16 protein-coding genes and 1 pseudogene are annotated in these 12076 nt (G+C 73.7%); 8 read left to right on the top strand and 9 right to left on the bottom strand.

What is annotated here, in order from left to right; translation table 11 throughout:
• Window positions 1–7 precede the first annotated feature (7 nt).
• Window positions 8–649 carry a TetR/AcrR family transcriptional regulator gene (locus HD593_RS28590; protein ID WP_185105120.1) on the bottom strand — a complete coding sequence of 214 codons (642 nt, stop codon included), beginning with the start codon at window positions 647–649 and terminating at the stop codon, window positions 8–10.
• 58 nt (window positions 650–707) lie between these two features.
• Between HD593_RS28590 and HD593_RS28595 the strand changes: the two genes are divergently transcribed.
• Entirely contained in the window at window positions 708–1370 is a 663-nt protein-coding gene (locus tag HD593_RS28595; RefSeq protein WP_185105121.1) for a hypothetical protein, read from the top strand.
• Window positions 1371–1379: 9 nt separating this feature from the next.
• On the opposite strand, the gene HD593_RS28600 is transcribed toward HD593_RS28595, so the two are convergent.
• Both HD593_RS28600 and HD593_RS61905 read right to left on the bottom strand, forming a co-directional pair.
• Window positions 1380–2138, bottom strand: coding sequence for a PIG-L deacetylase family protein (locus HD593_RS28600; protein ID WP_185105122.1), 759 nt, complete (start codon window positions 2136–2138; stop codon window positions 1380–1382).
• A gap of 103 nt (window positions 2139–2241) precedes the next feature.
• A complete protein-coding gene (locus tag HD593_RS61905) occupies window positions 2242–2610 on the bottom strand; it encodes a Rossmann-fold NAD(P)-binding domain-containing protein (RefSeq protein WP_246546770.1) in 369 nt (122 codons plus the stop codon).
• Here HD593_RS61905 and HD593_RS61910 point away from each other — a divergent pair.
• Window positions 2599–2655, top strand: a pseudogene (locus HD593_RS61910) (hypothetical protein); the annotation flags it as partial. The gene HD593_RS61905 and the pseudogene HD593_RS61910 overlap by 12 nt on opposite strands.
• A gap of 114 nt (window positions 2656–2769) precedes the next feature.
• On the opposite strand, the gene HD593_RS61915 reads toward HD593_RS61910, so the two are convergent.
• Both HD593_RS61915 and HD593_RS28610 read right to left on the bottom strand, forming a co-directional pair.
• A complete protein-coding gene (locus HD593_RS61915; protein ID WP_246549837.1) occupies window positions 2770–2979 on the bottom strand; it encodes a hypothetical protein in 210 nt (69 codons plus the stop codon).
• A 28-nt stretch (window positions 2980–3007) separates the two neighbouring features.
• Window positions 3008–3658: a TetR/AcrR family transcriptional regulator gene (locus HD593_RS28610; protein ID WP_185105124.1), complete on the bottom strand. Its 651-nt coding sequence runs from the start codon at window positions 3656–3658 to the stop codon at window positions 3008–3010.
• Window positions 3659–3733: 75 nt separating this feature from the next.
• Here HD593_RS28610 and HD593_RS28615 point away from each other — a divergent pair, with 75 nt between their 5' ends.
• The 6 genes from HD593_RS28615 to HD593_RS28640 all read left to right on the top strand — a co-directional run bounded on the left by HD593_RS28615 (window position 3734) and on the right by HD593_RS28640 (window position 7400).
• Window positions 3734–4120 carry a DUF1761 domain-containing protein gene (locus tag HD593_RS28615; protein WP_185105125.1) on the top strand — a complete coding sequence of 129 codons (387 nt, stop codon included), beginning with the start codon at window positions 3734–3736 and terminating at the stop codon, window positions 4118–4120.
• Window positions 4121–4140: 20 nt separating this feature from the next.
• On the top strand, window positions 4141–4434 hold the full coding sequence (locus HD593_RS28620) for a DUF1905 domain-containing protein (protein WP_185105126.1): 294 nt from the start codon (window positions 4141–4143) through the stop codon (window positions 4432–4434).
• A 114-nt stretch (window positions 4435–4548) separates the two neighbouring features.
• Window positions 4549–4911 (top strand): YciI family protein, encoded by a 363-nt coding sequence (locus HD593_RS28625; RefSeq protein ID WP_185105127.1) that lies wholly within the window; start codon window positions 4549–4551, stop codon window positions 4909–4911.
• 40 nt (window positions 4912–4951) lie between these two features.
• Window positions 4952–6169: an RNA polymerase sigma factor gene (locus HD593_RS28630; protein WP_185105128.1), complete on the top strand. Its 1218-nt coding sequence runs from the start codon at window positions 4952–4954 to the stop codon at window positions 6167–6169.
• Between the two features lie 98 nt (window positions 6170–6267).
• Complete coding sequence (locus HD593_RS28635) at window positions 6268–6927, top strand: TetR/AcrR family transcriptional regulator (RefSeq protein WP_185105129.1); 660 nt, start codon at window positions 6268–6270, stop codon at window positions 6925–6927.
• Between the two features lie 41 nt (window positions 6928–6968).
• Window positions 6969–7400 carry a hypothetical protein gene (locus tag HD593_RS28640; protein WP_185105130.1) on the top strand — a complete coding sequence of 144 codons (432 nt, stop codon included), beginning with the start codon at window positions 6969–6971 and terminating at the stop codon, window positions 7398–7400.
• Between the two features lie 29 nt (window positions 7401–7429).
• On the opposite strand, the gene HD593_RS28645 is transcribed toward HD593_RS28640, so the two are convergent.
• The 4 genes from HD593_RS28645 to HD593_RS28660 all read right to left on the bottom strand — a co-directional run bounded on the left by HD593_RS28645 (window position 7430) and on the right by HD593_RS28660 (window position 11958).
• A complete protein-coding gene (locus tag HD593_RS28645) occupies window positions 7430–8254 on the bottom strand; it encodes a DUF899 family protein (protein WP_221525018.1) in 825 nt (274 codons plus the stop codon).
• A gap of 2 nt (window positions 8255–8256) precedes the next feature.
• Window positions 8257–8622, bottom strand: a complete 366-nt coding sequence (locus tag HD593_RS28650; protein ID WP_185105131.1) for an ArsR/SmtB family transcription factor — start codon at window positions 8620–8622, stop codon at window positions 8257–8259.
• A gap of 9 nt (window positions 8623–8631) precedes the next feature.
• Entirely contained in the window at window positions 8632–9096 is a 465-nt protein-coding gene (locus tag HD593_RS28655) for an SRPBCC domain-containing protein (RefSeq protein WP_221525019.1), read from the bottom strand.
• A 66-nt stretch (window positions 9097–9162) separates the two neighbouring features.
• Entirely contained in the window at window positions 9163–11958 is a 2796-nt protein-coding gene (locus HD593_RS28660; protein ID WP_312903775.1) for an ATP-binding protein, read from the bottom strand.
• Window positions 11959–12076 lie beyond the last annotated feature (118 nt).

The following is a 12076-nucleotide window of genomic DNA, read 5'->3' on the forward strand; positions in this document are numbered from 1 at the left end:
CCCGGCCTCATGGGGCGCCGGCCGGACGGCTCAGCAGTTCGCGGGCCAGCGCCTCACCCCACCAGCGCTCGATCCGGTCCGCCGGCCAGGAACGTTCGGTGCGCAGGGTGGTGTAGACGTCGATGTTGCACAGGGCGGCATAGATGTCGACGGCGGTGGGCACGTCCAGCCCGGGGCGGAGCGTGCCGTCCGGCCAGGAGGAGAACACCTGGGTGCGGTACTCGCCGACCTGCCGCCGGCCCAGCAGGTAGAAGTCCGCGAAGTCGGGCTCGGTGCGGCCCGCGTCACGGATCAGGGCGATGAGGTCGCCCGCGCGCTCGAAGAGGCGCCGGTCGTAGCCGGCCATTGCGGCCAGGTGCCGCCGGGGGTCGGTGGTGGCCTCCAGCTCGTCGATCTGCCGGGGCAGGTCCGCGGCCAGGTCCGCGGCGTCGGCCAGCGCCCAGACCAGCCCCGCCTTGTTCTGGTACGCCGCGTACACGGTCGGAACGGCCACCCCCGCCTCCCGGGCGACGTCGCGCACGGTGGTCGCCGCCCAGCCCTGCGACAGGAACAGCCGGCGCGCGGCCTCCGCGATCCCCGCCCGCGTCTGCTTCGCCTGCGTCACGCGGCGCAGCGAGTTGTAGCTGCGCCGCCCTGTCTCGTTCTCCATGATTGCAACCCTGTCCCTACGCGGCTTATATTCAATATATGCGCCGTAAAGTCAATTGGTGGTCACCGTGACCCTCACCAGTCTCGCGGGTGTCGCGGGCATGGGATTCGTGCTGCTCGCGATCGTCATCAACGTCGTCTACCTCCGCGCCGGGCTCCCGCTGCCCACCTCCGGCCAGCCCCTGGACGCGGTCACCGACGCGCTGGCCGGCCTCGGCAGGCGGCTCAACGCGCCCTCGATCGTCGCCCCGGCCACCTGGCTGTTCACCACCGTGTTCGCCGCCGGGCTGCTCGCCGCGCTCTGGCGGGGCGAGCAGCCCGGCAGCAACGCCTGGGCCATGCTCGGCTTCGCCGGCGTCCTCATGCAGAACGCCACCTTCATGGTGGTCGAATCGCTGCGTTTCGGGATGGTCGCGGCCGCCCGGCACCACCGCGGCTCGGTGGCCGGGCTGTGGGCGTTCGGCAACGTGCTGTTCGGGTTCAACCAGGTCTTCCTGGCCATCGCGGTGCTCGGTTTCACCGCCGCCGGGGTGAGCCTGGCGTTCATCCCCGCCTGGCACGCGTGGCTGGGCTGGATCAGCGCCGCCCTGCTGTTCGTCTCCTCCATGGCCGCCCCGTACAACGCCGGCGGCACCAACCGCATCGCGGTGACCGGCCTGATCGGCTGGCTCGGCTGGGCCGCCTGGATCGTCGTCTACAGCATCACCCTGCTTGGCCTCTGAGGAAGCAGGTCAGTCCTGGGTGGCCTCGGCGGAGAAGCCCGGCGGTGCCTGCAGGTCGTGGGCGCGGAACAGGACGGCGTGCTCGACACCCATGGCCTTTCCGCTCATCGCGGTGAACGTCGGGATGAAGTCCGCGGGGGCGGGGTGGCCGGGGAGTGCGGCCAGGTAGGCGGCGTGCGCCTCGAGTGAGGCGATGCCGCGCAGGAGCGGCTCGCCCGTGACCTCGACGCCGTGGGTCGCGGAGCCGGCCATTCCGGGGACGATGTACCAGCGCGCGGAGTGCGGTTCGAGGCCTTCCTCGTCGACCTGCTCGGGGAAGACCCACCGGTTGCCGGCGTCGCGTACCGCGTCGAGGGTCGCGAGCCCGGCCGCGCGGTGGTCGGCCTGGTCGAAGCCGTAGGGGGTCTCGATGTCGTAGCCGGTGCCGAGGACGACGTCGGGCTTGAAGCGGCGGATCTCCCGGCAGATGTCGCGGCGCAGGTCGAGCCCGTAGACGAGGACGCCGTCGGGGTGGCCGAGGACGGTCAGGTGCTTGACGCCGACGGCGGCGCAGGCGGCCCGCTGCTCGGCGACGCGCAGGCGTGCCGTCTCCTCGGGAGGGGTCGGCATGCCGGCCTCGCCGCGGGTGAGCAGGAGGTAGCCGACCTCGATGCCGCGTGCGGTCCAGCGGGCGACGGCCGCGGACGTGCCGTACTCCATGTCGTCGGGGTGCGCGACGACGCAGAGCACGCGCTGGAAGGACTCCTCGGGCAGGGCAGGCAGTGTCATGCCGGACATTCTTCCGCTGTGAGGGCCCGCCGTCCGCTGTTTGGAGACAGGGACTTTCGCCGGCGGGTGAGGTCCATCGGCCGGCCGGCGAAGGCTTCGGGGGTCAGGCGGAGCGTGACAGCGTGGCGGGCTCCACCGCGTGCGCGAACGGCAGTCCGCGGGCGTACCGGGTCAGCTCGTCGAGCGCGAGGTCGGCCATCCGGGCCAGCTCGCCTCCGAGCGGGCCCGCGATGTGCGGGGTGACCAGCACGTTGGGCAGGTCGTAGAGGCGGGATCCGGCGGGCAGGAACTCGGGCTCGGTGTGGTCCTCCCCCAGGTACGGGTCGCTGACCAGCACCTGGAACGAGAACGGCCGCAGCAGCTCGATCACCCGGCGGCCGATCCGGGAGGCCCCCACGATGGCCCGCGGCTGCGCCGCTTCCTCGACGGCTACGCCCGCACCTTCGACGCCGGCGGCGGCATGCTGTACCACGGCCGCTCGCTCACCTACCGCTTCGCCTCCGCCGCTCCCCTGTTCGCCGGGGCGCTGGCCGGCGCCACTCCCCTCACCCCCGGCCAGACCCGGCGCCTGGCCTCGGGTCCGCCAGACCGGCTGGGCGGCCCCCGGCTCCACGCTGGCCGGCCTGCACGGCTACACCAGCAGCTCGCTCTCGCCGGCGCCGCAGGGCACCGCGTTCACCGGCGAGGCCCGCGTCCCGGTCCTGGAAGGGATCGCGGAGGACGGCTGGGCGATCAGTGCCGCCGTCCTGGACGAGCGGGTGCCGCTGCCCGAGGCCGAGGCGGCCGGCGACCTGGTGCGGGTGGCCTGGCCGGACGGGGTGCGGCAGGCGTTCACGATCAACGGCCCGCGGTGACCGCCGCCGTCGTCCTCAGTGCCCGGCCGGCAGGCCGTAGCGGCTGAGGAACGTCGTGACCGCCTCCTCGCGCTGCCGCGCGAGCTCGCCGTCGTCCGCCGGTCCGGAGCTCGCCGCGAGCGTGAGCCGGTTGAGCGGGTCGCCGAGCACCAGCCAGGTGAACTGCTGCGCGGCGACGAGCGGGTCGTCGGCCTTGATCAGGCCCCGCGCCGCCAGGGTGGCGAGCGCGTCGGCGAGCAGCCGGGTGTTCCTGGTCCAGCTGCGCGTGACGTAGTCGGCGGCGACGTCCGGGAACCGCGCGGACTCCGTGGCGACCAGCGACCGCATGCGCAGCACGGGCTCGCTCAGCACGCCCGCGTGCATGACGTGCGCCAGCCGCAGCAGGCCGGCCCGCAGGTCCGTGGCCTCGGTCAGCGCCTGCGTGTGCGGCCGCATGGCGTCGTAGCCGCGGTCGACCCAGTCGCGGACCACCGCCGCGTACAGCCGCTCCTTCGAGGGGTACTCGCGGTAGAGCGTCTGTTTCGAGATCCGGGCGCGGGCGGCCACCTGGTCCATCGTCGCGCCGGGATAGCCCTGCGTGAGGAACACCTCGCGGGCGATGGCCAGCAGGTCCGCACCGCTGCTGCCTGCCGGGCGCCCGCGTGGCCGCCGTACCTCCTGCGACATCCGCCCTCCTTAAGTACTTGACGGTACTATAACCCGAAGAATAAAGTACTTCTCAGTACTGAAAGAGGGGACGAGATGCTTGCTCTGGGAATCACCCTCGCCGCGGTCGCGGCCTTCATCACCAGTTCCGTCTACTACGCCGTGGCCACGCCGTTCGAGCGGCGCCGGCTGGGTGCCGCGGCGCCCGACCGGGGACGGCCGGCACCGTGGAAGGCCGCCGTGGAGCTGCTGCGGACCGCGCTGCTCGCCGGCGTGTTCGCCTGGATCGCGGCACAGGCCGACCTGCTGAGCTGGCCCTCGGCTCTGCTGCTCGCCGTCGCCATGTGGGTGGGCTTCCCGCTCATCCTGCTCACCGGCTCGGTGCTGTGGGAACGCGTCCCGGTGGTCACCGCCGTGCTGCACGCCGGGGACTGGCTACTGAAACTGCTGCTCGTGGGGGCCGTGCTCGGCCTCCTGCACTGACAACCCGAAGGGACCACCTGATGAACACCGACCCCACGAAGCCCGGGCCGCTCGACCGCGAGTTCACCGCCGCGCTGCAGCAGAGCCCGGCCAAGGGCGGATGGACCTATGTCGTCATGGCCGGCTCGGCCGCGTACTTCGGCACCCGCGGCCTGGTCAAGGTGACCGGCACCGTCGACGGCCATCCGTTCACCAGCTCGTTCATGGCGCTCGGCGACGGGACCCACAAGCTGCCCATCGCCGCCCCGCTGCGCCGCGCCATCGGCAAGGCCGCCGGGGACGTGGTGACCGTACGGCTCACCGAGCGTCTCTAGCCCTCCAAAGATGCGGCGATAAACTTTCCGCCGGGCCGTGTCGATCCGCGGGCCGCTCGTTCGACCTTGGGGTGCGAGGGCCGAGAGGCGGCCCCGCCGGACGAGGAGCACGCGATGCCGAAGTACCTGCTGATCATGCGGGGCACCGACGAGTCGAACGCGGCCATGATGGCCGACATCGACGCGATGATGGTCAGGACCCGCCAGTTCATCGAGGAGATGGTCAAGGCCGGCGTGCTCCTCGCGGCGGAAGGGCTGGACGACCCCGGCCAGGGCGTCGTGGTCGACTTCAGCGGCGAGGCCCCGGTGGTCACCGACGGGCCGTACGGCGAGACCAAGGAGCTGTTCGGGGGTTTCTTCCTGCTCGACGTCGCCTCGAAGCAGGAGGCGGTCGAGTGGGCCAGGCGGGTTCCGGCGGCCCCGGGAGCCAAGGTCGAGGTGCGGCGGGTGCCCGGGAGCGACGAGGTCCCGCAGTGATCACCACGCGGCCGGCCGGGCGCGAGAGCGGCCGGAGCCGATGAATGCGGCGGCCGGGGTCGAGGCCGTCTGGCGGATCGAGTCGGCGCGGATCGTCGCCGCGCTGACCCGGTTCACCGGCGATTTCGGGCTGGCCGAGGACGCGGCCCAGGAGGCGGTGGCCGAGGCGCTGACCTCGTGGCCGCTCGACCCTCCGGCGAGCCCGGCCGGCTGGCTGATGGCCACGGCCAGGCGGCGGGCGATCGACGCCATCCGCCGCCGGGCCGCCCTCCAGGAGCGATACGCCCTGCTGGCGGCCGGCCCGGCGATCGAGGACGAGTTCGATCCCGACGGCATCAATGACGACGTGCTGGCGCTGATGTTCATCAGCTGCCACCCGGTGCTCTCCCCCGAGGCCCGGGTGGCGCTGACCCTGCGCGTGGTCGGCGGCCTGTCCAGCGAGGAGATCGCCCGCGCGTTCCTCGTCCCCGTGCCGACCGTGCAGGCCCGCATCACCCGGGGCAAGAAGACGATCGCGGCGGCCGGGGTGCCGTTCGAGCTGCCGCCGGCCGCCGAGCGCCGGGAGCGACTGGGCGGCGTGCTCAGCGTCCTCTACGTCATCTTCACCGAGGGGTCGACGGCCACGTCGGGCGACCGGCTGCTGCGCCCGGAGCTGGCGTACGAGGCGATCCGGCTGGCCCGCACGCTGGCCGCGCTGCAGCCGGACGAGCCGGAGGTGCACGGCCTGCTGGCGTTGTGCGAGCTGACGGCCGCGCGCTTCCCGGCCCGCACCGGCCCGGACGGCTCGCCGGTCCTGCTCGACGAGCAGGACCGGCGGCGGTGGGACTTCTCGGCGATCCATCGCGGGCTGGCCGCGCTCGCCAAGGCCGCCACGCGCGGTCTCGGCCCGTACGGCCTGCAGGCCGCGATCGCCGCCGCCCACGCCGCGGCGCCCTCGGTCGAGGCCACCGACTGGGACCGGATCGTGCTGCTCTACGAGGCGCTCGGCCGGGTCGCCCCCTCGCCGGTGGTCGAGCTCAACCGGGCCGTCGCCGTGGCCATGGCCTCGGGTCCGGCGCAGGCCCTGGCCATCGTGGACGAGCTGGTCGCCTCGGACCGGCTTCCCGGCTCGCATCTGGTGCCGGCCGTACGCGGTGAGCTGCTGGCCCGGCTCGGACGCCGGCCGGAGGCGCGCGCCGAGCTGGAACTGGCGGCGCGGCTGTGCGCCAACCAGCGCGAACGCTCGGTGCTGCTGCGCAAGGCGGCCGCGCTGAGCTGACTCCCCCGGCCGCCCGGGCGAGGCGCAGCTTCGACTAGAAGCGGACTATTTCATTAGATACGCTTCTAGTCAATATTGTTCTGAAATCATGGTGCGCGATGACTGAGCAGAAGAAGCGCCGCCCCTACTCCAGCGCTCTCCGGCAGGAGCAGGCCGAGGCCACGCGGCAGAAGATCGCGGCCGCGGCGCGGGAGTTGATGATCAGGAAGGGCTACGCCGACACGACCATGGCCGAGGTCGCCCGCGAGGCCGGCGTGGCACCCCAGACGCTCTACACCTCCTGCCCCGGCGGCAAACCCGCCCTGGCCAAGCTCGTCTACGACATCACGCTGGCCGGCGACGCCCGGCCGCTGCCGCAGAGCGACCGCCCCGAGGTCCAGGCGATCATCGACGAGCCCGACCCCGCCCGCAAGCTGGCCCGGTACGCCGCCATGGCCGCCGGGATCCTCCGCCGCATCCAGCCCGTGCACCGCGTCCTGCGCGCGGCCGCCGCCGCCTCCCCGTCCGACGCGGGGCTCCAGGAGGTCCTGGCCGGCATCGAACGCGAGAGGCTGAAAGGCAGCCACGGGCCGGCCCACCACCTGCACGCGCTCGGGGCCCTGCGGCCGGGCCTCACCCCGGCCAGAGCGGCCGAGCAGATCTACGTCCTGACCTCGACGGAGAACTTCGAGAAGCTGACCGAGGTCTGCGGGTGGACCGAGGCCGAGTGCGAGGAGTGGCTCGCCGGGATCCTCGCGGCCACCCTCCTCCAGGCCTGACCCCACGGCTGGAGCGTGGATCTTGTGAGTAGGGTGCCGGCATGTCGCTGAGCAGCATCGTCCTGTCGTCCGGCCGTCCGATCGAGCTCGTCGAGCTGCGGCTGTCGTCGACCTACGGCGGGATGCTGGAGGGCTATCCGTGCAGGCCCGTCAACGACATGGTGATCGGCGGGCTCCTGCGGGCCGCCGAGCGCGCCTTTCCCGCCACGCCGGTCCATCTCCTCCCGCCTGCCCGCGAGTATCCGGACCTGACCGCGGGCGGGTTCGGGCCGGTCGAGGTGCTGCCGTCCGTGGCCTGCGTCGGCGCCTTCCGCTCGGCGGCGGTCGCCCCTGACCACGACCCGGTGCTGTACCGCTCCGCCCTCACCGTCGTGTGGTTCCAGCCCGCCCCGGACGTCCCGTCGGGCGACGGCGCCGATCCGGCCCTTCGCGCCATCCGCTGGGAGGACCTGGCCCGGGACCACGAGCTCTGACGACGCCGGGCCGGTGTCGGGCGTACCCGCTAGTGGCAGTGGCCGGACTGCTGGTGCGGCGGTCCCGCGGGGCCGAGGTCGTCGGAGCGTCCGGCGGCGAGCCGGGGCCACTGGGCGATGGGCCGTCCGCCCGGCCAGTCCGCCGCGGGCCAGCCGGGCGGGCCGGCGGCGGTGCGCAGGTTCGTGCACTCCTGCGGGCGGCCGTCCGGCGAGTCCTCCCACGGCTCCTGGCGGCCGTACGCGGTCAGGTCCATGAGCGCGTAGCTGTGGTCCATCGCCTCCACGCCGCGCCGCGTCGTCCAGTACGTCTCGAACACCCGGTCGCCGTCACGCAGGTAGCAGATCAGGTGGAACAGCCCCGCCTGGCGGCCGGCGAGCAGCGCGTCGAGGGACGGCTGCGCCGAGTACCACGGCAGCTGCCAGCCCATGAAGTCGCGGTAACGCAGGCTCGCCTCGTAGGAGGCCTGGGGATCGGCTCCGCCGGAGGCGACGTTGCGGCCCTGGCACAGGACCGCGAACGTGATGTCGCGCGAGTGCAGGTGGGCCTGCTCGCCGATCTGGGTGGTGTAGAACGTGCAGCCCTCGCACTGCTCGGCCGCGGGCCGGCCGGGGTTCCACATGAAGTAGTAGGCGATGAGCTGGCGGCGCCCCTCGAAGGCGTCGAGCAGGCTGACCGGCCCGTGCGGGCCGATCAGCTCGAGGGTGGCGTCCACCTCGACCATGGGCAGGCGCCGCCGGGCCGCGGCGATCGCGTCGCCCTCCCGGGTGTGCGCCTTCTCCCTGGTACGCAGGCGGTCGAGCTCGGCCTGGAAGCTGCCGCGGTCGACGACGGACGGCATGGTGGCGTTCTTCATGATCACTCCTTGGTACGGTGCAGGCTCTCCTCGGCCGCTTCCGCGAAACGTTTGATCCTGGCCAGGCGGCGATCCCAGTCGGCGGCCAGCGCGGCCATCCAGCGGGCGGTCGTCTCCAGCGCCTCCGGGCGCACCGCGTAGCGGACCTCGCGGCCGACCTTCACGCTCTCGACCAGCCCGGCCGCCTCCAGGACGGCCAGGTGCTTGGCCACCGCCTGGCGGGTGACCGGCAGCCCGTCGGCCAGCGTCGTCGCGGAGGCCTGGCCGCTGGCGGAGAGCAGGTCCAGCAGCTGCCGGCGGGTCGGGTCGGCCAGGGCGGCGAGGACGTCGCCGACGACGTCGGCGGTGTCGGCGGCGCGTTCAGCCATGACGGCCGGTCACCCGGCGCGGGCGGCCAGCGCGTCGAAGCACTGCTTCCAGCCGGAGGTGTGGTCGTCGACGATGTTGCGGCGGTTGTCCTCGGAGGTGGGCAGCGCCGCGAACCCGCTCTCCACCACCCGCAACCGGGTGCCCTCACCTTCGGGCGTCAGGGTGAACTCCACCAGCGTGGAGTTGCCCTCGCGCAACTCCTCACCGGGGAACGCGCTCACCCACCGGCAGGCCAGGTACCTCGGCGGATCGACCTTCTCCACCCGCATCGGGAAGTCGCCGTGCTCGGCGTTCCTGACCACCAGCGACTGGCCTTCCGTGACCGTCGTGCCGCGGAAGGTCTCGTCGTCGGCCGCCCAGAACCCGGGCTCGGCCACCAGCGGCCAGACCCGTTCGGGACTGGCGGCGATGACGATCTCACGTTCGATCCGGTCACCGATCATGGTGTGCTCCTTCGTTGCCGCTTCACTCATGTGCAACTCCAGGGTTGCACATGCGCCGGGCATCGCGCAACCAAGGGGTTGCACATTGTTCGCCCGTCAGGGAAGCTGCAGGTTCCTGAGCTGCCGGCGAGAGGTGACGTTGAGCTTGCGGAAGATGTTGCGCAGGTGGGCGTCGATCGTGCGCGGGCTCAGGAACAGCTGGGCGCCGATCTCACCGGAGGTGGCCCCGGTGGCCACCAGCCGGGCGATGAGCAGCTCCCGCGCCGTGAGCAGTTCCTGGGCGGTGCGCGCATCGGCCGGCTGGACCGTCCGCTTGCGCGGCTGCTCACCGGTGGCGCGCAGTTCGCGGGCGGCGCGTGCCGCGAACGCCTCCGCGCCCATGCCCGACAGCAGTTCGTGGGCGGTGCGAAGCTGCTCGCGGGCGTCCTGGCGGCGGCCTTCGCGGCGTAGCCATTCGCCGTAGACGAGGTGGGCGCGGGCCAGGTGGGTGGCCATCCGGCATTCGCTGAGCCGCTGGACGGCCTCGCGGTACAGGGCTTCGGCGGCCGGCCCGGTGCTGGTGAGCGCCCGCGAGCGTGCCTCCAGCCCGAGGGCCCACTGGGTGCCGCTGGCGCGGGCCCGCGGGCTGACCCGTTCCAGGGCGGCGGCCGCGCGGGCCGGCTGCCCGGCGCGCACCGCCGCCTCGATGAGCTCGTGCAGGGCGACGCTGCTGTTCGCCAGCTCGTCGTGCTCGCACGGCGGCGCCGCGGCGGCGAGCGCGTCGTCGTAGTTGCCCAGGCCGTTGTGCAGCACCGCCAGCGCGTACTGGCCCAGGCCGATCGTCGCGCCCTCGCCCCGCTCCGTCGCGTTGCGGACCATGGCGGCGTACAGCTCGGCGGTCTCGGGCTGCCGGCCGCGCCAGGCGGCGAGCGTGAGCCTGGCGTTGGGCAGCGGCGGGGCCCCGGTCGCCTGCGTGATCGCGTGCTCCTCGGCGACCAGCTCGGCGGCGCGGGCGAGCTCGCCGGTGTGCACGAGCACGGTGGCCAGGGCGTTGAGCGCGGCGGGAAGCGTGGCCAGCGCGCCCGCTTCGCGGGTGAGCCGGACGATGCGTCCGGCCAGCGCGTAGATCGCCTCGTCGTCCCACAACATGGCCGCGACGTGGCAGGCCAGCCACAGCCAGCGACGGTTGTCGTCCTCAGCCCGGGGCTCATGGCCGCGGAACATCCGCAGCGCCCGCTGCAGGCCGGGGGCGCTGGCTTCGTACCCTTGCGTGAACCTCGCGGCCAGGCCGTCGAGCAGGAGGTCGACCGGCCGTGGCGGCGTTGTGGGGGCGGGGGCGGTCTGGGCGGCTTCCGCCGCCTCCGGCAACCCTCGGCCGCGGCCGAGGCGACCGGCGTGGAAGGACGCCTCGATGGCCTGCAGGTAGGTCTCGCGGGACAGCGCGGCATCCAGCGGTGCGAGCATCTTGGCCGCGTCCAGCAGCATGCCGGGCACCTCGTTTCCCCGGATGGTGTGGAAGGCGATCTGGGCGCGCAGCACCTCGATTCGGGCGCGGTGCAGCGCGTCCGACGGCCCGTCCGCCGCGACCGTCAGCAGCTCCAGCGCGGCGTCCGGTGCGCCGGCCTGGTTCTTGGCCTGCGCGGCGGCCAGCGCCCGGCGCGCACGGCCGGCGGCGCCGGGGGTCAGCGCCACCGCTCGTTCCAGGAACGCGGCCGCGGCGGCCAGCCCGCCGCGGGCGCGTGCCCGCCCGGCCGAGCGCTCCAGCTCGGCGGCGGCTTCCTCGTCGCTGCCGAGCACCGCCTGCGCCCGGTGCCAGGCACGGCGGTCAGGGTCCGTCCGCGGGTCGGTGGCCTCGGCCAGCGCCCGGTGCACGCGCCGGCGCTCAGCCGGTACGGCGGCCCGGTAGACGGCCGAGCGCACCAGCGGATGCGAGAACCGCACCCGGGTGCCGATCTCCAGCAACCCCGCCGCCTCCGCCGGCGTGGCCGCCTCGGTGCCGATGCCCACGTACTCGGCGGCACGCCACATCAGGTCCGCATCGCCGACCGGTTCGGCCGCCGCGACCAGCAGCAGCAGCTGCGTGTCGGCCGGGAGGCCGGCCGACCGGTGCTGGAAACTCTGCTCGACCCGGCGCGGCACGTTCAGCGCGTCCGGCAGCCCGAACCCGCCCGCCAGCTTCGCCGGCTGCGCGCTCCGGGGCAGTTCCAGCAGCGCCAGAGGGTTGCCGCGGGCCTCGGCGATGATCCGGTCGCGCACCTGCTCGTCCAGCGGCGTCCTGACCGCTGTGGCCAGCAACGCCCGCGCGTCCGCGTCACTGAGCCCGCCCAGGCCCAGGTCCGGCAGCCGGCCGAACAGCTCGGTGCCGCCCGGGTCGGTGCGCGAGTCGCGCAGCGCGAACACCAGCGCCACCCGCTCGGCCTCCACCCGCCGGGCCACGAACCCGAGGGTCTGCGCGGAGACCTCGTCCAGCCACTGCGCGTCGTCCACCAGGCACAGCAGCGGCCGTTCCTCGGCGGCCTCGGCCAGCAGGCCGAGCACGGCCAGCCCGACCAGGAACCGGTCCGGCGGGTCACCGGCGCGCAGCCCGAACGCCACGCCCAACGCGGCCTGCTGCGGGCCGGGCAGCGCTGGGAGCCGGTCCAGCAGCGGCGCGCACAACTGGTGCAGCCCGGCGTAGGCGAACCCCGCCTCGGACTCGATGCCGGTCGCGTGCTCCACCCGGAACCCGGCCGCGGTGCCGCGGGCGTGCCGGAGCAGTGCGGTCTTGCCGATGCCGGCCTCACCGCGGATCACCAGCGCGCCGCTGCGCCCGGACCATGCCCTGCTGAGCAGCCGTTCGATCGCCTCGCGCTCGCCACGCCGCCCCAGGAGCGTCACCTGATTCTCCGGCGGGTGCCAGCCGGTGTCCGCCACCCATCCCCCCAACCGAGCCCTCCGCACCAGACCAGGCGATTGCCCATCACAGAGTAGGGGAGGTTCGCCGAGGCGAACCGCCCCCGTCCGCCGGCCCGGCCGAGGCCGGCCTGACGGC

Origin of the sequence: Nonomuraea rubra (genome assembly GCF_014207985.1) — a bacterium.
Taxonomy (GTDB): domain Bacteria; phylum Actinomycetota; class Actinomycetes; order Streptosporangiales; family Streptosporangiaceae; genus Nonomuraea; species Nonomuraea rubra.